We start from the raw sequence: 20,149 nt of genomic DNA on the forward strand, positions 1-20,149 counted from the left end.
CGGCCGGCGGCCGGTCAGCCGCCCGTGACGCCGCCGTCCGCGGCGCCCTCGGTGCCGGCCGTGCCGCCGGACACGTCCCCCGAGGTCCCCTCGGTGCCGCCGGTCTCGGACGCGGTCGGCGTCGGCGTGGGCGGCGCGGAGGTGGCCGGGGTGCTCGGCTTCTGCGTCGGCGGCGGGGAGGTCGCGGGGGCCTGCGAGGTCGGCCGCGTGTAGGAGGGGCTCGGGGTGTACGAGGGCTGCTCCGAGACGCTGCCGCTGCTGTCCTGCGTACCGCCCGTCGAGTCGTCCTGGGTCGGCTGCGACGTCGGCTTCTCCGGCTGCGACCGAGTGGGCGTCACCTTCTCCGCCGGGGGCGTCTTGTCGCCGGTCTTGGAGACCGCGAAGTAGATGCCGAGCGCGACCGCGAGCACCGCGGCGATCACGAACAGCACGGGCTTCACCCACCGCCCGCCGCCGTGCGGGGGCCGTCCGTCGTCGTAGCCGTGGCCGTGGCCGCCGCCGTCACCACCGGGCGGGCCGAGCAGCAGGGGCGGCTGCAACTCCGCGGTGGTGTGCGGGTGCTGCTGCCCGTACTGCGGGGGGACGCCCATCGGCGCGGTCGGGGCGGCGTTCGCCACGGGCACGTAACCGGTGTTCCAGGTACCGGTGTGACCGCCGCGCTCGCTCAGCATGGCCAGCGCGTACTGGACGACGCCGCGCATCTCCTCGGCGGTCTGGAAGCGGTCGTCCGGTTGCTTGGCCAGCGCGTGCAGCACCAGCCCGTCCAGCTCCGGCGGCACCCGGTCGCTGAGCTCGGAGGGCGGGCGCGGCTCGTCCTGGACGTGCTGGTAGACCACCGACAGCGGGGTCTCACCGGTGAACGGCGGCCTCAGCGCGAGGAGTTCGTAGAGCAGGCAGCCCGTCGCGTACAGGTCGGAGCGGGTGTCGACCGTCTTGCCGAGGGCCTGTTCCGGCGACAGGTACTGCGGGGTGCCCATGACCATGCCGGTCTGCGTCATCGTGGTCGAGGCGCCGTGCAGCGCCCGCGCGATGCCGAAGTCCATCACCTTCACCGCGCCGGTGTTGGTGATGATCACGTTCGCCGGCTTGATGTCCCGGTGGACGATGCCGTGCGCGTGGCTGTAGGCCAGCGCCTCCAGCACGCCCGAGACGATGATGAGCGCCTGGTCGACCGGCGGCGGCTCGTCGGACCCCACCAGCAGGTCACGGATCGTGCGGCCCTCCACGAGTTCCATCACGATGTAGGGCACGGTGCCGCCCGGCGTGACGTCCTCGCCCGAGTCGTACACCGCCACCACCGCATGGTGGTTGAGCCCGGCGACCGACTGCGCCTCGCGCGTGAAGCGGGCCTTGGACACCGGGTCCTCGGCGAGGTCGGAGCGGAGCAGCTTCACGGCCACCGTCCGCCCCAGGCGCACGTCCTCCGCCGCGAAGACCTCGGCCATGCCGCCGCGTCCGAGGCGCCGGGTCAGCCGGTAGCGGCCGTCGCCCACCAGGCCTGCGGCGCCCCACAGCTCGGGCGAGTCGGGCACTCCCCGGCCGTCGGCAGAGGGCTCGTCAGGGCCCCCGGCGGCTGTCGTCTGTGCCATCAGTCCTCGCCGTCGATCGTCGCCGTACAGGGTCCTCCAGCGCACCACGCTACCGCGTTCCAGGACGGACGCGCTCCCGTGGCACCCGTGCCCCCGATGAAGGGATTCATACGCATCCGGTGACGAACAGGTCAACGAACTTGACCTGTCCAGGCCGTCCGGCAGACTGGGCGGTCAGGATCGGGGCAACTGTCTTGTGCGTACACGCGGTGCGCCCAGGGGGATCGTCAAGGGGACGGGTACGGATGAGCGGGGACGGCACGCGGGGCACTCATTCGGGGCGTTCGGTCGGTAACGGTCGCTACGTCCTCCGCGACCTGCTGGGGCAGGGCGGCATGGCGGCCGTGCACCTGGCGCACGACACGGTGCTGGACCGGCCGGTGGCCGTCAAGACGCTCCACACCGACCTCGGCAGGGAACAGTCGTTCCGCGAGCGGTTCCGGCGCGAGGCGCAGGCCGTCGCCAAGCTCAACCACACCAACATCGTCTCGGTCTTCGACTCCGGCGAGGACACCGTCGACGGCGCGCTCGTGCCGTACATCGTCATGGAGTACGTCGAGGGCAAGCCGCTGCGCGACGTGCTCGACGAGGACATCGCGCAGTTCGGGGCCATGCCCACCGAGAAGGCCCTGAAGATCACCGCCGACGTGCTCGCGGCGCTCTCCGAGAGCCACAGCATGGGCCTGGTCCACCGCGACATCAAGCCGGGCAACGTGATGCTCACCAAGCGCGGCGTGGTGAAGGTGATGGACTTCGGCATCGCCCGCGCGATGCAGTCCGGCGTCTCGTCGATGACGCAGACCGGCATGGTGGTCGGCACCCCGCAGTACCTGTCGCCGGAACAGGCACTGGGACGCGGCGTGGACGAGCGCTCCGACCTGTACTCGGTGGGCTGTCTGCTCTTCGAGTTGCTCACCGGACGGCTGCCCTTCGACGGCGACTCCCCGCTGTCCATCGCCTACCAGCACGTCCAGGAGCTCCCGCCGGCCCCGTCGGCGCTCAACCGGGCGGTGCAGCCGGGCGTCGACGCGCTCGTCGCGCGGGCCCTGAAGAAGAACCCCGCCGAGCGCTTCCCCACCGCCGACACCATGCGCGACGAGGCGGAGCGGGTCGCCGCACCGGCGCGCGGCGCCGGCACCACACCGCTGATCATCGGCGGCGGACCGCGCCCGCGCGGCCGCGGCGAGGAGGTCTCCTCCGCGGTCTTCCCGCCGGTGCAGGGAGACCTGCGCACCCCGCCGCCGAACGTGCAGACCCCGTACCAGGCCCCGGCCCCGGCTCCTTATCCGCGGCCCCAGCCCCAGCCTCAGCCGCAGCCTCAGCAGCGGTGGGGCACCGCAGGTCAGGGCGGTCCCGCGCACACCCCGCCCTACACGATGCGCCCGGGCACCCCGGCGGGCGGCGGCCGCAGGGGCGGCGGCGCCTCGACGGCGGTCGTCGCCATCGGCGCCACGGTCGCCGTGATCGCGGTGGTCGTGGTCGTCATCATCGCGATGTCGATGGGCGGCAAGGACGACACCGGGGACACCGGCGGCACCCCCACCTACGACTCCCGGGGCAGCGCCTCCGCCACCGCCCGCGAGGAGACCCCCTCGCAGCCGGCGGGTGACGAACCCGCGCCGGGCGTCAGCCAGGCCGACCAGACCCGCACCATCGACGCCTCGCGCTGCACCGAGGCCACCAAGAGCTACCTGGGCGACGACCCGGACGCCGTGGTGATGCCGGACTTCTTCACCAAGTACGTCGACTCCGTCAAGTCCTGCATGGACGCGGCCGGTTGGAAGTATGAGGTCAAGTACCGCAACGAGCAGATCTACGGGAAGGGCGCGGTCGTCGACCAGAAGCCCAAGACCTACACGGCGTTCAAGCCGGAGAAGGACAAGATCACCCTGTGGGTCTCCACCGGCCAGGGCGGCTGACCCGCCCCGGGCGTGCCCTTGCGGCGACGACGGACGGAACGAGGGACGGCGGGTGACCCCACGGGTCCCCGCCGTCTGTACCTACGCGTACGTACCGTCCATGCCGACCGCTCACAGATAGGGGCCGGTGCGCGCCCCGCCCGGGGCGTGCCCCTCCTCGTCGCCCTCGTGGCCCACACCGGGCGGCAGCGCGCGGCGCATCTGCTCCAGCTGGGCGCGTGCGGCCATCTGCTGGGCGAACAGGGCGGTCTGGATGCCGTGGAAGAGGCCCTCCAGCCATCCCACCAGCTGCGCCTGGGCGATCCGCAGCTCGGCGTCGCTCGGCACGCCGTCCTCGGCGAAGGGCAGCGAGAGCCGCTCCAGCTCCTCGACGAGCTCGGGGGCGAGCCCCGCCTCCAGCTCCTTCACGGAGCTGTGGTGGATCTCCTTCAGGCGCGCCCGGCTCGCCTCGTCCAGCGGCGCCGCCTTGACCTCTTCCAGGAGCTGCTTGATCATGCTGCCGATCCGCATGACCTTCGCGGGCTGTTCGACCATCTCCGTCACGGGCACCTCGCGCTGCTCGTCGCCTTCTCCGGCGCGGTTGGCGTGTCCGCCGCCGCCGAGGGCCATCCCGTCCGGGCCGACGACCAGGACCTGCGGGCTCTCCTGCGACCGTTCGTTCATCGGCATCTCCATGCCGCCATTGTCGCGCACCGTCGCCCCTCCGGGATTTGTGCCCCCCGACGCCCCGCGCTACCCCTCCCGCGCGGCACTCGTCCGCCTCGGCCAGGCCGGCCCGGTGTGCGACCCGGACGCGGTGCGCGGCGGGTGGACGTGCCGGGGACCCGTGTACGGGGGCGGGGCGTCCGAGGTCAGCGGCCACGGCGCAGCCGCAGGCCGAGGAAGCCCAGACCCAGCCCGATCAGCACCAGCCCCGCGCCGAGCGGCAGCACCTCCAGCACCCGTCCCATGGGCGCCTGGACGGCGGCCGGGCCCTGGTCCTGCGGTTCCTCGACGTGGACGGGGAGCGGCGCGGAGGGCCGGCCGCCACCGTCGCCCGGGGTCGCGGGCGGCTCCACCCGACCCGGGTGCCTGCGCCCCTCGCCGGCCTCGCTGCCGGCCGGCCCGGAGGACGCCGCCGGATGGGGCGGGGGCGGCGCCGCCGCGCCGGTGACCAGGAGGGCGACCCCGGTCACCGTCGCCGCCACGACCACCTTCCGCAACTCCATGCTTTCAGCGTCACACGGAGCGTCATGGGCGGCCAGTCGTGCCCACCGGGCCCGTACCGGCCGTCCGGCGGCGGCTCAGACCGTGAGCAGCACCTTGCCGACGTGGGTGCTGGCCTCGACCAGCCGGTGCGCCTGTGCCGCCTCGCTCATCGGCAGGGCGCAGTCCACCACCGGGCGCACCACGCCGGACTCCAGCAGCGGCCAGACGTGCTCCCGCACCGCCGCCACGATGGCCGCCTTCTCCTCCAGCGGCCGTCCGCGCAGCGACGTCGCGGTGATCGCGGCCCGCTTGGCCAGCATCTTGCCGAGGTCGAGCTCTCCCTTGACGCCACCCTGGAGCCCGATGATTGCCAGCCTGCCGTTGACCGCGAGGGCGTCGACGTTCCGGCCCAGGTACTTCGCGCCCATGATGTCGAGGATGACGTCGGCGCCGCCGAACGCCTCCCGCACCTCGGCCGTGAAGTCCTGCTCGCGGTAGTTGATCCCGAGGTCCGCGCCCAGCTCGCGGCACTTCGCGAGCTTGTCCTCGCTGCCCGCGGTGACCGCGACCTTGGCGCCGACCGCCTTGGCCAGCTGGATCGCCATCGTGCCGATGCCGCTGGAACCGCCGTGGACCAGCAGCGTCTCGCCGGGGCGCAGGTGGGCGACCATGAAGACGTTGGACCAGACGGTGCAGACGACCTCGGGCAGGGCCGCGGCCTCCACGAGCCCCACGCCCTTGGGCACCGGCAGCAGCTGCCCGGCGGGGACCGCGACCTTCCCGGCGTACCCGCCGCCCGCGAGCAGCGCGCACACCTCCTCGCCCACGCTCCAGCCGCTCACCCCCGGGCCGAGGGCGGCGACGCGGCCCGAGCACTCCAGGCCCGGGTAGGGGGACGCGCCGGGTGGCGGGTCGTAGAAGCCCTGCCGCTGCAGCAGGTCGGCACGGTTGACGGCGGTCGCGGCGACCTCGACCAGCACCTCGCCCTCGGCGGGTACGGGATCGGGGACCTCGGCCCAGACGAGCGCGTCCGGGCCGCCGGGTTCGGGGATGGTGATCGCATGCATGGGGCCGACGCTACCCCTGCGGGACGTGCGACGGGTCGTCCTGACTCGTCCTGTGGATGACGATGAGCCGATCGGTCAACTGCAAGGGGCTCGCCTCTGGGTTGTCGTGGTCGAGCATCCGGTGGCCGCGCTTGACGACCACCACCAGGTCGGCGACCTCCCGCGGATCGAGCCCGGCCTCGGCCTTGGTGACGGGACGCTCGATCAGGTCCAGCCCGCTGCCGTAGGTGATCAGCTCCTCCATCACCTCGCCGGCGCTCGGGCTGAGCATCGACATCCCGAGCAGCCGGCCCGCCGCGCCCGAGCTGGTGACGACGGCGTTGGCGCCGGACTGGCGGAGCAGCGGGGCGTTCTCCTCCTCACGCACGGACGCGACGATGTTGATCCGCTTGCTCAACTGGCGGGCCGTGAGCGCCACCAGGACGGCGGTGTCGTCCCGTTGCGCGGCGATGATCAGCTCCTTGGCCCGCTGGATCTCCGCGCGCAGCAGGACGGCGTTGCGGGTCGCGTCCCCGGTGACGCCCGCGAACCCGGCGGCGACCGCGGACTCCACCGCCTTGGGATCGGGGTCGACCACCACGATCTGCTGGGCGGGCACACCGTGCCCGGTCAGCGTCCTGGCCGCGGAACGGCCCTTGGTGCCGTATCCGACGATGACGGTGTGGTCGCGCACGGTGGACCTCCAGCGCTGCTGCCGGTACTGCTCGCGGGTGCGCTCGGTGAGCACCTCCAGAGTGGTGCCGACGAGGATGATCAGGAAGAGCACGCGAAGCGGCGTCACCAGGAGCACATTGGTCAGCCGGGCGCTCGGGCTGTACGGGACGACGTCGCCGTAGCCGGTGGTGGAGAGGGTGACGGTGGCGTAGTAGACGCAGTCCAGCAGCGACATCGAACCGCCGGCGTTGTCGTGGTAGCCGCCCCGGTCCAGGTACACGATCAGCACGGTGAGCACCAGGACGAACAGCGCCATCAGCAACCGCCGGACGACCTGGTGCAGCGGGCCGAGGGGGCTCTTGCGGGGCAGGTGGACGACGTCGCCGTCCGCCCCCGAGGTGGCGCGTCCGCGGCCCGCCTCCCTCACAGCCGTCCCCAGCCCGTCTCCAGGACGGCCGTGCGGTCGCCCTTGACGGCTCCGCCGGGCGGGATGACGGCCATGCCGTCGGCCGTCGCGATGCCGCGGAGCATGGCAGGACCGCTGAAGTGCAGCGGGGCCGCCTGCGACTCCTCGTCGAGCACCACCGGCACCAGGCGGGTGTCGGTGGGGTGACCGTGCACGTCGCCGCCGAGCCGCGCCTCGTACGCCACCGGGGCCGGGCGGCCCGCGAGCGTGCGCAGCAGGGGGACGGCCAGGGTCAGCACCCCGGAGACCGCCGCGAGCGGGTTGCCCGGCAGGCCCACCAGGCGGCCGCCACCGGGCAGTTCGGCCAGCAGCATGGGGTGGCCGGGGCGGACCGCGACGCCGTCGACGAGCAACCGCGCGCCGATGCGCTCCAGCACGGGGTGGACGAAGTCCACCGGGCCGCCCGCCGTGCCACCGGTGGTGACGACGAGATCGGCGGTGGACGCGGTGACGGCGTCCTGCAGCAGGCCGGCGTCGTCCTTCAACCGCCGCGCACGGACCGTGCCGGCCCCGAGCGCGGTGAGCCATGCGGGCAGCAGCGGTCCGAGCGCGTCCCGCACCCGGCCGCCGCCGGGGGCTCCGGCGTCCAGCAACTCGTCGCCCAGGACGAGGACCTCCACCGAGGGCCGCGCGGTGACGGTCAGTTCGTCGTAGCCCGCCGCCGCGGCCAGGCCGAGCACGGCGGGCGTGACCAGCACGCCGGCCGTCAGCAACTCGTCGCCGCCACGGCACTCCTGGCCGCGGGGCCGCACGTCCTGCCCGGGCCCGGGGCCGCCCCGCGTGGCGTGCAGGTGCCCGTCGGCGGTGACGCGTCCGTGTTCCCGGCGCAGCACCGCCGTCGTGCCGGGGGGCAGTGCGGCCCCGGTGGCGATGACGGTCGCGTGGCCGTCGAGCAGCGGGGCCGCGGAACGCTGCCCGGCCAGGACGCTGCCTGCCGTGCGCCACGGGCCGGGGCCCGCGACGGCCCAGCCGTCCATCGCGGAGGTGTCGAAGGCGGGCAGGTCCGTGAGCGCGGTCAACGGCTCGGCCAGCGCGTGCCCCAGCGCGGCGCCGAGCGGCACGGACAGCCGTCCCAGCGGTCCCGCGGCGGAGCCTGCGATGTGCCGCGCCCGCGGCCACGCCAGGTCGTGGTGCCCGCCGTGGGCGCCGGCCCGGGTCCCGCCGTGGGTCCCGCCATGGGTCCCGTGGGGACGGGGGAGGGACGACCGGGAGCCGTCGGCGCCGGTGCCGCCGGAGGGTGGCTGCACGGGGTCGTGCCGGCCGGTGGCCCGCCCGTTGGCCAGGGCGAGCGCCGCGGCCAACTCGTCGTCGGCGGCGTCCCCGGCACCGGTGTCGCGGGCACCGCCCGCCGCACCCGGCAGGTTCATGCGCCCGGGTCCCCGCTCTCCGCTTCCTTCGCCCACCGCTCGGCCAGTGCGGCGGCGCGCCTGACGGCCTCCGCGACGGCCTGTTCGCCGCCGCCCGCCGTGGCTGCCGCGTAGCCCACCAGGAAGGTGGTCAGCGGCGCGGCAGGGCGGTCGACGCCGTGCGCGGCGTCCCGGGCGAGATCGAGGAGCATACGGATGTCGACGTCGAGGTCGATGCCGAGTTCGGCCTTGGCTGCGGTGATCCATTCATCCAACACGCCCCCATGCTCCCTGATGCGGGCCCGGGCTGTGGAGAGGTCGTCCCAGGTGTCGCAGTCGAAGGAGGCCTGCCCGGTGGGGTCGGGCAGCCTCCGCAGGGCCAGTTCACCGGTGAGCAGCCGCAACGGCAGCCCGGCGAGGGTCCCGTGCTCGGCGGCGATCAGCGCCAGGTGCTGGCGCAACGCCTCCGTGCGGTAGGCGGCCGCCAGCGTCTGGTCACGCCCGTCGGGGTCGGTGAGCACGACCCCGTCCTCGCCCTGCCCGCCGCGCAGCGAGGCGAGCAGCGCGCCCACCGTCGTGCGGGAGAGGAACGGCAGGTCGGCGGCGAGCACCAGCACGACGTCCGCGGTGACCTCGCGCAGCCCGGCGGAGAGCGCGGGCAGCGGGCCCCCGCCCGGTGGTTCCTCGCGGGCCCAGGCCACCGGGCGGACGGTGGGGCGGCGCGGGCCGACGACCACCGTGGTGGCCGCGCCCGCGCACGCGTCCAGGACACGGTCGATCAGCGCGCGTCCGGCGACCGGCAGTCCCGGCTTGTCGGCCCCGCCGAGGCGCCTGGCGGCGCCGCCGGCGAGGACGACCGCGTCGTAGGGCTGCTCGTGCGGCGAACGCGGCGAGGAGTGGTCACGCGGCTCACCTGGCTCCGGAGTCATGCCCGGAGTATCGCCCACCGTGACGCGTTCACACCGCCCGGAGCAGCACCGCCGGTTGTTCCACGCAGTCCGCGACGAAGCGGAGGAAGCCGCCCGCCGTGCCGCCGTCGCACACCCGGTGGTCGAAGGTGAACGACAGCTGGACCACCTGACGCACCGCCAGCTCGCCCTGGTGCACCCACGGCTTGGGGGTGATCCGGCCGACGCCGAGCATCGCGGCCTCGGGGTGGTTGATGATCGGCGTGGATCCGTCGACACCGAACACGCCGTAGTTGTTGAGCGTGAAGGTGCCACCGGTCAGCTGGGCCGGGGTCAGGCCGCCGGAGCGGGCCGCCTCGGTGAGCCGGCCGATCTCCGCCGACAGCTCCTCGGTGCTGCGCCGGTGGGAGTCCCGGACGACCGGCACGACCAGACCGCGATCGGTCTGCGCCGCGAAGCCGATGTGCACCTCCGGCAGCACGACGATCTCGCCGCGCTCGGTGTCCACCGTGGAGTTGAGCTCCGGGTAGCGGGCCAGGGCCGCCGCGCAGATCCGCGCGAACAGCGCGAGCACCGAGACCTTGGGACCTCCGGCGGCGTTCATCGCCGCCCGTGCCGCGAGCAGCTCCGTCGCGTCGGCGTCCACCCAGCAGGTGGCGTCGGGGATCTCCCGCCTGCTGCGGCCGAGCTTCTCGGCCACGGCGCCGCGGATGCCGCGCAGCGGGATGCGGGTGCCCTCGGCGGCGGGGGCCGCGGGCGCCGCGGGGGCGGCCACGGTGACCGGCGCCGCGGACCCGGTCGTGATGGCCCGTTCCACGTCCGAGCGCAGGATGAGCCCGTCGGGACCGGAGCCCGTCAGCGCGCGCAGATCGAGGCCGTGCTCACGGGCCCTGCGCCGCACCAGGGGGGAGATGACGGCGACGGGACCCTCGTGCCGGACCGGCGCGGCGACCGCGGCCACCGGGACCGGGACGGGCACCGGGACCGGGGCGGCGGCCGGCGCGGGGCGCACCCGGCGGCGCCGGGCCGCGGGGCCGCTGGTGCCGTAGCCGACCAGCACGTTGCCGGATCCGGAGTCGCCGTCGGCCGAGGCGGCCGGGGCGGCGGGTGCGGGCGCGGGTGCGCCGGCGGCGTGCCGGTCGGGGGAGCCGACCGCGACCGTCAGCAGCGGCCGTCCGACGTCGAGGGTCTGGCCCTCCTCGCCGAAGCGCGCGGTGACCACGCCGCCGTAGGGGCAGGGCACCTCGACCACGGCCTTGGCCGTCTCGACCTCGACGACCGGCTGGTCGATGGCGACGACGTCGCCGACCTGCACCAGCCAGCGCACGATCTCGGCCTCGGTCAGCCCCTCACCCAGGTCGGGGAGGGCGAACTCGCGGACGACGGCCATCACACCTCCTCCCACTGCAGGCGCCCCACCGCGTCGAGGACGCGGTCGACGCCGGGCAGGTGGTGCCGCTCCAGCATCGGCGGCGGGTAGGGGATGTCGAAGCCGGCGACCCGCAGGACCGGGGCCTCCAGGTGGTGGAAGCAGCGCTCGCTCACCCGGGCCGCGATCTCGGCGCCCACACCGCCGAAGCCCGAGGACTCGTGGACGACGACCGCGCGGCCGGTACGGCGCACCGACGCGGTGACCGTCTCGTCGTCGAAGGGCACCAGGCTGCGCAGGTCGACGACCTCCAGGTCCCAGCCTTCCTGCACCGCGGCCTCGGCCGCCTCCAGGCAGACCGTGAGCGACGGGCCGTAGGTGATGAGCGTCGCGGAGCGGCCGCTGCGCCGGACGACGGCCCGTCCGATGGGGGCCACCTCCTCCGGCGCGTCCGCCGACCAGTCGGCCTTGGACCAGTACAGCCGCTTCGGCTCGAGGAAGATCACCGGGTCGTCGGAGGCGATCGAGGCCCTCAGCAGCCCGTAGGCGTCCGCCACCGTGGCGGGGGTGACGACGTGCAGACCGGGGGTGTGCGCGTAGTACGCCTCGGAGGCGTCGCTGTGGTGCTCCACGCCGCCGATGCCGCCGCCGTACGGCACCCGGATGGTCAGGGGCAGCGGCATGGTGCCGCGCGTACGGTTGCGCATCTTGGCGACGTGGCTGACGAGCTGCTCGAACGCCGGGTACGCGAAGGCGTCGAACTGCATCTCGACCACGGGGCGCATGCCGTACATCGCCATGCCCACGGCCGTACCGAGGATGCCGGCCTCGGCGAGCGGGGTGTCGGTGCAGCGGCTGTCGCCGAACTCCTTGGCGAGGCCGTCGGTGATCCGGAAGACGCCGCCGAGGGTGCCGATGTCCTCGCCGAAGAGGTGGACCGACGGGTCCTCGGCGAGGGAGTCGCGCAGCGCGCGGTTGAGCGCCTGGGCCATGGTGGCCGGCTTGCGCCCGGTGGCCACGGGGGTCGCGGTGGTGGCGGTGCTCATGACTGTGCCTCGGCCTCCAGCTCGGCCCTCAGCATCGCGGCCTGCTCGCGCAGCTGCGGGGTGGGCTCGGCGTAGACGTGTGCGAACAGGTCCATCGGGTCGAGGACCGGGTCCTCGTTCATCCGTTCGCGCAGCGCGGCGGCCATCCGCTCCGCGTCCTCCTCGGCGGCGCGGACCATCGCCTCGTCGAGCAGGTCGCGCTCGCGCAGGGCGCGCTCGAGCACGGCGATCGGGTCGTGCTCGCGCCAGGCCTCGACCTCGGCGTCCTCCCGGTAGCGGGTGGCGTCGTCGGCGTTGGTGTGGGCGTCCATGCGGTAGGTGATCGCCTCCACCAGGGTCGGGCCGCCGCCCTCGCGGGCGCGGGCCACGGCCTCGGTGAGCACGGCGTGGACGGCCGCGACGTCGTTGCCGTCGACGAGCCGCCCGGGCATCCCGTAGCCGACGGCCTTGTGGGCCAGCGACGGGGCGGCGGTCTGCTTGGCGAGCGGCACCGAGATGGCGAAGCCGTTGTTCTGCACGAGGAAGACGACGGGGGAGTGCCACACGGCGGCGAAGTTCAGCGCCTCGTGGAAGTCGCCCTCGCTGGTGCCTCCGTCGCCGACCATGGCAAGGGCGACGACGTCGTCGCCCTTGAGCCGGGCCGCGTGCGCGAGGCCCACGGCGTGCGGCAGCTGGGTGGCCAGCGGCGTGCTGAGCGGGGCGACCCGGTGCTCGCGCGGGTCGTAGCCGGTGTGCCAGTCACCGCGCAGCAGCGTCAGCGCCTCGACGGGGTCGACGCCGCGGGCGACGGCGGCCAGGGTGTCGCGATAGCTCGGGAACAGCCAGTCCTGGGGCTCCAGGGCGAGTGCCGCGGCGACCTCGCACGCCTCCTGACCGGTGCTGGAGGGGTAGACGGCCAGCCTGCCCTGCTTGGTGAGCGCGGTGGCCTGCCGGTTGTAACGGCGGCCCCGCACCAGCTGTCCGTACATCGTGGTCAGCACTCCGGCGTCGAGCGCGCCTGCCTCGGGGGTGCCGAGCAGTCGGTACGGCTCAGGGTCGGGCAGCAGCGGCGCCGGGTCGGTGCGGGGTTGCCAGACGTGCTGGTCCAGGACGGTCATCGCGAGCACCTCCTCGTGGGCGTGTTCGGTGGGGGGAGCGGGTATCGCTCCCCTACCGATTGTTCGGTCGCCGGAGGCATTTTGGCTACAGGTGTGTCCCGCCTGTGGACAAACGGTTCTCCACACCCTGAGATGGAGCCAGTACGTCCATGCTAGGGAGGCTCGGGGGCGTGACGGATTCCCAAATTTCTCGGGGCGGCGCCCCGGGACCGCAGGCAGCGGCGCCGGACACCGGTCCGGCGGCGGTGCGTCCGCTGGACGCGATCGACCGCGCGATCCTGCGCTACCTGCAGGAGGACGGGCGGGCGTCCATACGATCGGTGGCCGAGCACGTCCACGTGTCCCGCGCCAACGCCTACGCCCGGATCAACCGCCTCATCGAGGACGGGGTCATCCGCGGCTTCACGGCCCGGGTCGACCACGAACGCGCAGGTCACGGCGCGTCCGCCTACATCACCTTGAAGATCGTGCAGAACTCCTGGCGCACCGTGCGGGAGAAGCTGCTGGAACTGCCGGGGGTGGCCCACATCGCCCTGGTGAGCGGGGACTTCGACGTGCTGCTGCTCGTCCACACCCCCGACAACCGCAGCCTGCGCGAACTGGTGCTCACCCGCATCCAGGCGGTGCCCGAGGTGCTCAGCAGCCGCACGCTGCTGGTCTTCGAGGAGACCGACCGGGTGCTGACCGACTGACCCCACCGGCACCGCCCGCGGGCTCCCCGGCGCGGCTATCCGGCGTACTTCTGCAGGAAGGCCGTCACGGTGGCCCAGTTGAGGTCGTAGGTGAGCATGCCCACGCCGTGCTGGGGTCCGCTGACGATGTCGAGCCGGTTCTCGGCCGCCTTCTTCGTGGCCTTGCTCAGCGCCTCGGTCGACTCCGCGAACGCGGTGTCGCCCGCCGCCGCCATGTAGAGCACGGGCGCGGTCAGCCGCGGCACCGCGGAGCTCGCGTCCATGGTCCCGTAGGTCTCGGGCGCGGAGAGCGAGACCACGGCGTCGACCGGCGGATCCACCGACGCGGCGCCCTCCAGGACCGCCGTGCCGCCCTTGGACGCGCCCATGAGCAGGACGTGCCGCGCGCCCTTGGCGCGCAGGAACGCCACCCCGCCCACGACCTCGGGCACCTCGCTGCCGTTGGAGTCGACGACCAGGACGCGGTAGCCGTCCTTCAGCAGGAGGTCGGCCTGCGGCATCCACTGGCACATGTCGCCGTCCGCCTGGTGCATCAGCAGAACCGAGGTGTCGCCCTTGCCGGCGAGCCAGGCGTCCACGGGGTTGTCGTCGGTGTCGTCGTAACTGACGGACCCGGACTTCGCCTGCGCGGCCGTCAGGCAGCCGAAGTCCTCCGACGGTGTGGCGTCGGCGGCCTGACCGCCGTCGTCACCCCCTCCGCACCCGGCGAGCAGCAGGACGGCGGCTGAGGCGGCGCACAGGCGGGCACGGAGGGTGAAGGACATGGCCCCGATCGTGAGGGTTGGTCTGGACCAGCGTCAAGAGACGCGCAAGCCGTCGAAGGCCAGCCGCACGACGGCGTCCACGACCGCGGCGTCGTCGTGCTCCCGGGTACCGGCCGTGTGCGGCTGGTACCACTCGACTATGGAGTTGATCATTCCGAAGAGCAGCCTGGTCGCGAGCCTGGGCTCCACGTCACCGCGCAGGTCCCCCTCCGCGACGGCCGACTTCAGCAGGTCGGCGACCCGGTGGTCGAACTCCCTGCGGCGCTCCAGGGCGGCGCGCTCGGTCCTGGTGTTCCCGCGCACCCGCAGCAGCAGCGTGACGTAGGGAAGCTCCGCCATCAGCACCTCGGTGGTGCGGCGCGTGACGTACTCCAGCCGCTCCACGGCGCGCCCGCCGCGCGCTCCGGGCTCCTCCAGGATGCCGAAGAGACCGTCCAGGGCACGGCCGACGGCGCGCTCCAGGAGCTCCTCCTTGCCCCGCACATGGTGGTAGATCGAGGACTTGGAGATGCCGGCGGCCCGCGACAGGTGCTCCATGGACGTACCGTCGTAACCGCGCTCGATGAAGACCGTCACGGCCACGGCCAGCAGCGAGTCAGGCGTGTAGGTGTCCCTCTTGGGGGCGGGGTTGTCGCGCTGTGCCATGGTCATGATGAGAGTAGTCTCCCCTCGGCCGCCGCGCGGCGGTTCAGCGGACGGGACGGCGCGTAGCGCCCGCCGGGGTACGCCTGGTGCAGGTTGCGCAGCACCCCGCGGACCCACTCCAGGCCGAGTTCGGCACCCCAGGCGAGCGGACCGCGCGGGTAATTCACGCCGAGCCGCATCGCGGCGTCGACGTCCTCCGGTGAGGCCACCCCCCGGGCGACGGCGTCGGTGGCGAAGTCCACCAGCATCGCCACGGTACGGGCGACGATCATGCCCGGTACGTCCTCGATGACGCTGACCTTCTTGCCCAGCGCCTGGAACAGCCCGATCGCCGCCTGCACGGTCTCCGGGCGTGCCGAGTCGGACGGCGCGATCGCGACCCGGGTGGCCACCCGGTAGTCCAGCGCGAGGTCGAACTGCACGTAGTCGACGGCCGGGCCCGTGGTGGCCGGGCCCCCGTCCGCCAGGTAGAGCCGGCCGCCGCCGGGCAGCTCGAGGTACCCGTCGTCCGGGTCGGCGACCTCGCCGTCCAGCACCTCTATGCCCGCCTCGGCGATCAGCCGGGGCAGCACCGCGGCCGGGCCGCGGCCGCCCATGCACACGGTGACCTCGGCGGGCGGCTTCTCCGGCCCCGCGGTGTGGGGGGCCGGGGCGGCGGCGCCCTCGGCGTGGTCGTACCAGCCGTGCCCGCTCTTGCGGCCGAGCCGCCCGGACTCCACCAGCCGCCGCTGGGCGAGGGAGGGGGTGAACTTGGGGTCCTGGAAGAACGAGTCCCACACCGAGCGCGTGACGGCCTCGTTGACGTCCTGGCCGATCAGGTCGGTGAGCTCGAACGGGCCCATCCGGAAGCCGCCGCTCTCCCGCAGCACCGCGTCGATGGTGGCGGGGTCGGCCACGCGCTCCTCGTGGAGCCGGAAGGCCTCGGCGTAGAAGGGGCGCGCGACCCGGTTGACGATGAAGCCGGGGGTGTCGGTGCAGCGCACCGGTGTCTTTCCCCAGGCGGCGGCGGTGTCGTACACGGCCTGGGCGGCGGCCTCGTCGGTGGCGGCGCCGGAGACCACCTCGACCAGCGGCAGCAGCGGCGCGGGGTTGAAGAAGTGGAGGCCGACGAAGCGGCCCGGGCGCCGCAGCGCGCCGCCCACGGCGGTGACCGACAGGGAGGAGGTGTTGGTGGCCAGCAGGCAGTCCTCGGCGACCACCGACTCCAGGGCCGTGAAGAGCTGCTGCTTGGCGCCCAGGTCCTCCAGGATCGCCTCGACGACGAGCGACACGCCCGCCAGTTCCTCGATCTCCCGGACGGCCGAGAGCCGGCCGCGGGCCGCGTCACGCTCGGCGGCGGGCAGCCGGCCCTTCTCCACCAGGCGGTCCAGCCGTTCCGCCAGGGCCCGCTCGGCCTGCTCGGCCCGGCCGGGGCCCGCGTCGTAGAGCCGTACGGAATGGCCCGCCACCAGCGCGACCTGGGCGATCCCCTGGCCCATCGTCCCCGTGCCCACCACCGCGACCGTGCTGGATCGGTCAAGAGCGCTCATCGCCGCCACTGCTCCTCGCCAGTTGTCCACAGCTTCGGTCGGCCCCCTTGTCCCGACCGAACATTCGGTTAATCTAGCGGGGAAGCCAGCACCCTGCCCACCCCAATCCAGCTCGACGAGGAGTTGGCCCCATGGCTGCCGATCTCACCGCTGTCCCGTCGGTCGCACGGCACCGCGAGACGCTCGACAAGGCGCTCGAGGCGATCCGTACCCGCGAGTACTGGTCTCCGTACCCCGAGCACCCGAAGGCATACGCGGACGGCGAGACCGCCCAGGCCGCGTTCGACGCCCTGCGCGGCACCCGCTTCGACCTGGACCAGCCCGGCACCGACGGCTGGACCGGCGGCGAGGTGTCCCCGTACGGCATCGAGCTGGGTGTGGAGTACCCGCACCCGGACGTCGACGTGCTCCTCCCCGCGATGAAGGCCGCGATGCCCGCCTGGCGCGAGGCCGGCCCGGAGAACCGGGCCCTGGTCTGCCTGGAGATCCTGGCCCGGATCAACGCGCGCACCACGGAGATGGCCCACACGGTCATGCACACCTCCGGTCAGGCCTTCATGATGGCCTTCCAGGCCGGCGGCCCGCACGCGCAGGACCGCGGCCTCGAAGCGGTCGCGTACGCCTACGTGGAGCAGGTGCGCACCCCCGGCACGGCCGAGTGGGTCAAGCCGCAGGGCAAGCGCGACCCGCTGACCCTGCGCAAGGACTTCACGACGGTGCCGCGCGGCATCGCGCTCGTGATCGGCTGCAACACCTTCCCCACCTGGAACGGGTACCCGGGCCTCTTCGCCTCCCTGGCCACCGGCAACGCGGTCGTGGTCAAGCCGCACCCGCGCGCCGTGCTCCCGCTGGCGCTGACGGTCGGGATCGCCCGCGAGGTGCTCGCCGAGAACGGCTTCGACCCGAACCTGGTCTGCCTGGCCGCCGAGCGCCCCGGCGAGGGCCTGGCCAAGACGCTGGCGCTGCGCCCCGAGGTCCGCGTCATCGACTACACGGGCTCCACCGCCTTCGGCGACTGGCTGGAGGAGAACGCCCGCCAGGCCCAGGTCTTCACCGAGAAGGCCGGCGTCAACACCGTCGTCGTCGACTCCACGGACGACTACAAGGGCATGCTGTCCAACCTGGCCTTCTCCCTGTCCCTGTACAGCGGACAGATGTGCACCACCCCGCAGAACCTGCTGATCCCGCGTGACGGCATCGCCACCGACGACGGCCACAAGGGCTTCGACGAGGTGGTGGGCGATCTGTCGGCCGCCGTGGGCGGGCTGCTCGGCGACGACGCCCGGGCCAACGCCCTGCTGGGCGCCCTGGTCAATCCCGATGTGAAGGCACGCCTGGAGGCCGCCGCCTCCCTCGGCGAGGTCGCGCTCGCCTCCCGCGAGGTCGCGCACCCCGACTTCCCGGACGCCGTGGTCCGCACCCCGGTGATCGTGAAGCTGGACGGCGCGAAGCCGGACGACGAGGCCGCCTACATGTCGGAGTGCTTCGGCCCGGTCGCCTTCGCGGTCGCCATGGACTCCACCAAGGACTCGGTCGACCTGCTGCGCCGCACCGTGCGGGAGAAGGGCGCCATGACGGTCGGCGCCTACACCACCTCCGGCGAGGTGGAGCGGCAGATCGAGGAGGTCTGCCTGGAGGAGGCCGCCCAGCTCTCCCTCAACCTGACCGGCGGGGTGTACGTCAACCAGACGGCCGCCTTCTCCGACTTCCACGGCTCCGGCGGCAACCCGGCCGCCAACGCGGCCCTGTGCGACGGCGCCTTCGTCGCGAGCCGCTTCCGGGTCATCGAGGTCCGCCGCCAGGCCTGATCCGGCCCGCCCGCACACCGACAGCCCCGTCCGGAGCAGCCCTGTCACTCCGGACGGGGCTGCTCCGTACCCACCCGCGCGTAGCGCTGGATCCAGGCGTGCATGGCGATGGCCGCCGCGGCCCCCGCGTTGATCGAGCGCGTGGAGCCGAACTGGGCGATCGAGCAGACCGCCGCCGCGTGCTTCCACGCCTCGTCGGTCAGCCCGGGCCCCTCCTGCCCGAAGAGCAGCACGCAGCGCCGTGGCAGTTCGGTGGTCTCCAGCGGCACGGCACCGGGGAGGTTGTCGATCCCGATGATCGGCAGGTCCTCCGCAGCCGCCCACGCGGCCAGCGCCGCGACGTCCAAGTGGTGGCGCACGTGCTGGTAGCGGTCGGTCACCATGGCGCCGCGCCGGTTCCAGCGGCGCCGCCCCACGATGTGCACCTCCTTCGCCAGGAAGGCGTTGGCGGTGCGCACCACGGACCCGATGTTGAAGTCGTGCTGCCAGTTCTCGACGGCGACGTGGAAGTCGTGGCGCCGGGTGTCGAGGTCAGCGACGATCGCCTCCCGCGTCCAGTAGCGGTACTCGTCCACCACGTTGCGGCGGTCGCCCTGCGCGAGCAGCTCGGCGTCGTAGCGCGGGTCCTCGGGCCAGGGCCGCGGGTGCGGCCCGACCCCGACCTCGGGGCCGAAGCCGTCGTCGTACTGCAGCGGCTCGGCCGCGTCGTCCTGGCTGGTGCTCACACCACGAGATTAGAGGGGGCGGGCTCGCCGGCCGGTCCCGGCCCTCGCTGCCCCGCGACCGCCCGCGCCTGCGCGTCCTCCGCGCCTTCCCCGCCTTCACCGCCTTCACCGCCTTCACCGCCTTCACCGTCTTCACCGCCTCCCGCGCCCTGCGGCCGGCCGTCCTCGGACTCCCCGGCCGCGCCGCGCCGCAACGGACGCACCACCCGGTCGCCCGCCCAGCGCAGGAAGCCGGTGGGCAGGAAGACCGCGTCGGCGGCGATCATCGCCAGCGAGAAGAACGGCAGTCCGAGGACGATCGCGATCGAGGCGTGCTCCAGCATCATCAACGCGAGGAGCACGTTCTTCACCCGGCGGTTGAAGAGGGTGAAGGGGAAGGCGACCTGGACGATCACCGTGCCGTAGGTGATCACCATGACCATCAGTCCGCTGGCGGCCATCGCATGGGACAGCCCCGGCCAGGGGCTGAAGTCGTCCAGGTGCAGCGGGTAGTACACCGCGGTGCCGTCCTGCCAGCGCGAGCCCTGGACCTTGTACCAACCCGCCGTGGCGTAGATCAGGCACACCTCGACGACGATCACCAGCAGACCGGCGGCGTGCAGGATGTTCGCGAGGATCCGAAGGACCGTGCGCGGCTCGCCCGGCGCGTACCGCCGCACCGCCCACCACACGGCCTGCAGCAGCAGGAAGCCCCACAGGAACGGCGTCCAGCCGAGCCAGGGCAGCAGGCCGTCGGTCCAGTTCAGGCCGGTACGGCCGAGCAGCTGCGCCACGGTGAGCACGAGTCCGAGGACGATCCACAGCGCGATCCCCGCGCCGTCGCCGTCCCGCCCCTTGGCGCGGCGGCGGGCGTCGAGCGACCAGACCCGCCCGCACCGGGTGAAGACGAGGTAGATCGCCATCAGGTGGATCACGTTGTCACCGCCGTCGCCGACGAACACGCTCCGGTTCTGCAGGGAGAGCACGCCGATCATGAACAGCAGCGAGGCCGTGCGGGTCCGCCAGCCGAGCAGCAGCATCGCGCTCGCCACGATCGCACCCGCGTACACGACCTCGAACCACGCGTCGGCCCTGCCCCACAGCAGCAGGGTGAAGGCGTGGTTGTCGGCGACGAGCCGGTTCGCCAGGTCCCAGCTCCACGCCCCGTCCGGCCCGTAGAGCTCGTGGCGGTGCGGCCACTCGCGCAGCAGGAACAGCAGCCAGGCCAGTGAGATGCCGATCCGCACCACGGCGGTCTGGTACGGGCCGACGGTGGTGCCGGTGATCCGGGCCAGGCCACGCGACAGCCCGCCCGCGGCGGAGTCGAGCAGTCCGGCGAAGGGGGACGGGACGGGGGC

The 20,149-nt window shown here is 73.5% G+C and carries 18 protein-coding genes; 3 read left to right on the forward strand and 15 right to left on the reverse strand.

Annotated elements, in window-relative coordinates:
• Positions 1-14 precede the first annotated feature (14 nt).
• Positions 15-1,589, reverse strand: a complete 1,575-nt coding sequence (locus PV341_RS09880; RefSeq protein ID WP_500331482.1) for a protein kinase domain-containing protein — start codon at positions 1,587-1,589, stop codon at positions 15-17.
• Positions 1,590-1,834: 245 nt separating this feature from the next.
• On the opposite strand from PV341_RS09880, the gene PV341_RS09885 reads away from it, so the two are divergent.
• Complete coding sequence (locus PV341_RS09885; protein ID WP_500357387.1) at positions 1,835-3,508, forward strand: protein kinase domain-containing protein; 1,674 nt, start codon at positions 1,835-1,837, stop codon at positions 3,506-3,508.
• A 111-nt stretch (positions 3,509-3,619) separates the two neighbouring features.
• Here the strand turns inward: PV341_RS09885 and PV341_RS09890 are convergent, their stop codons facing one another.
• From PV341_RS09890 to pdhA, 9 genes are all read right to left on the reverse strand, one after another.
• Positions 3,620-4,183 (reverse strand): bacterial proteasome activator family protein, encoded by a 564-nt coding sequence (locus PV341_RS09890; RefSeq protein WP_500331486.1) that lies wholly within the window; start codon positions 4,181-4,183, stop codon positions 3,620-3,622.
• Positions 4,184-4,359: 176 nt separating this feature from the next.
• Positions 4,360-4,716, reverse strand: a complete 357-nt coding sequence (locus PV341_RS09895) for a hypothetical protein (RefSeq protein WP_500331488.1) — start codon at positions 4,714-4,716, stop codon at positions 4,360-4,362.
• 75 nt (positions 4,717-4,791) lie between these two features.
• A complete protein-coding gene (locus tag PV341_RS09900; RefSeq protein ID WP_500331490.1) occupies positions 4,792-5,763 on the reverse strand; it encodes an NAD(P)H-quinone oxidoreductase in 972 nt (323 codons plus the stop codon).
• 10 nt (positions 5,764-5,773) lie between these two features.
• On the reverse strand, positions 5,774-6,844 hold the full coding sequence (locus PV341_RS09905) for a potassium channel family protein (RefSeq protein ID WP_500331491.1): 1,071 nt from the start codon (positions 6,842-6,844) through the stop codon (positions 5,774-5,776).
• Positions 6,841-8,250: a molybdopterin molybdotransferase MoeA gene (locus PV341_RS09910; protein WP_500331493.1), complete on the reverse strand. Its 1,410-nt coding sequence runs from the start codon at positions 8,248-8,250 to the stop codon at positions 6,841-6,843. The genes PV341_RS09905 and PV341_RS09910 overlap by 4 nt, the downstream gene beginning before the upstream one ends.
• Positions 8,247-9,158: an NTP transferase domain-containing protein gene (locus PV341_RS09915; RefSeq protein WP_500331495.1), complete on the reverse strand. Its 912-nt coding sequence runs from the start codon at positions 9,156-9,158 to the stop codon at positions 8,247-8,249. The genes PV341_RS09910 and PV341_RS09915 overlap by 4 nt, the downstream gene beginning before the upstream one ends.
• Before the next feature lie 28 nt (positions 9,159-9,186).
• Positions 9,187-10,527: a dihydrolipoamide acetyltransferase family protein gene (locus tag PV341_RS09920; RefSeq protein WP_500357389.1), complete on the reverse strand. Its 1,341-nt coding sequence runs from the start codon at positions 10,525-10,527 to the stop codon at positions 9,187-9,189.
• Positions 10,527-11,552 carry an alpha-ketoacid dehydrogenase subunit beta gene (locus PV341_RS09925; protein WP_500331581.1) on the reverse strand — a complete coding sequence of 342 codons (1,026 nt, stop codon included), beginning with the start codon at positions 11,550-11,552 and terminating at the stop codon, positions 10,527-10,529. The genes PV341_RS09920 and PV341_RS09925 overlap by 1 nt, the downstream gene beginning before the upstream one ends.
• Complete coding sequence (pdhA, locus tag PV341_RS09930) at positions 11,549-12,649, reverse strand: pyruvate dehydrogenase (acetyl-transferring) E1 component subunit alpha (RefSeq protein WP_500331583.1); 1,101 nt, start codon at positions 12,647-12,649, stop codon at positions 11,549-11,551. The genes PV341_RS09925 and pdhA overlap by 4 nt, the downstream gene beginning before the upstream one ends.
• A gap of 149 nt (positions 12,650-12,798) precedes the next feature.
• On the opposite strand from pdhA, the gene PV341_RS09935 reads away from it, so the two are divergent.
• Entirely contained in the window at positions 12,799-13,341 is a 543-nt protein-coding gene (locus tag PV341_RS09935; RefSeq protein ID WP_078619887.1) for an Lrp/AsnC family transcriptional regulator, read from the forward strand.
• A 35-nt stretch (positions 13,342-13,376) separates the two neighbouring features.
• Here PV341_RS09935 and PV341_RS09940 read toward each other — a convergent pair whose 3' ends face one another.
• From PV341_RS09940 to PV341_RS09950, 3 genes are read right to left on the reverse strand one after another with little or no spacing between them, the layout of a single operon-like run.
• Complete coding sequence (locus PV341_RS09940; RefSeq protein ID WP_500357390.1) at positions 13,377-14,105, reverse strand: alpha/beta hydrolase family protein; 729 nt, start codon at positions 14,103-14,105, stop codon at positions 13,377-13,379.
• 33 nt (positions 14,106-14,138) lie between these two features.
• Positions 14,139-14,756, reverse strand: a complete 618-nt coding sequence (locus tag PV341_RS09945; protein WP_500331587.1) for a TetR/AcrR family transcriptional regulator — start codon at positions 14,754-14,756, stop codon at positions 14,139-14,141.
• Positions 14,753-16,279 (reverse strand): 3-hydroxyacyl-CoA dehydrogenase, encoded by a 1,527-nt coding sequence (locus PV341_RS09950; RefSeq protein WP_500357392.1) that lies wholly within the window; start codon positions 16,277-16,279, stop codon positions 14,753-14,755. The genes PV341_RS09945 and PV341_RS09950 overlap by 4 nt, the downstream gene beginning before the upstream one ends.
• Before the next feature lie 131 nt (positions 16,280-16,410).
• Here PV341_RS09950 and paaN point away from each other — a divergent pair, with 131 nt between their 5' ends.
• Entirely contained in the window at positions 16,411-18,087 is a 1,677-nt protein-coding gene (gene paaN, locus PV341_RS09955) for a phenylacetic acid degradation protein PaaN (RefSeq protein ID WP_500357394.1), read from the forward strand.
• Positions 18,088-18,131: 44 nt separating this feature from the next.
• Here the strand turns inward: paaN and PV341_RS09960 are convergent, their stop codons facing one another.
• Both PV341_RS09960 and PV341_RS09965 read right to left on the reverse strand, forming a co-directional pair.
• The gene (locus tag PV341_RS09960) at positions 18,132-18,812 is read right to left on the reverse strand and encodes a TrmH family RNA methyltransferase (RefSeq protein ID WP_500331592.1); all 681 of its coding nucleotides are present in this window, start codon (positions 18,810-18,812) and stop codon (positions 18,132-18,134) included.
• The coding region (locus PV341_RS09965) for an HTTM domain-containing protein (protein ID WP_500357396.1) at positions 18,809-20,149 on the reverse strand (1,341 nt) is incomplete at its 5' end. The genes PV341_RS09965 and PV341_RS09960, both read right to left, overlap by 4 nt.

It is taken from the genome of Streptomyces sp. PA03-1a (assembly GCF_033792805.1).
GTDB lineage: Bacteria > Actinomycetota > Actinomycetes > Streptomycetales > Streptomycetaceae > Actinacidiphila.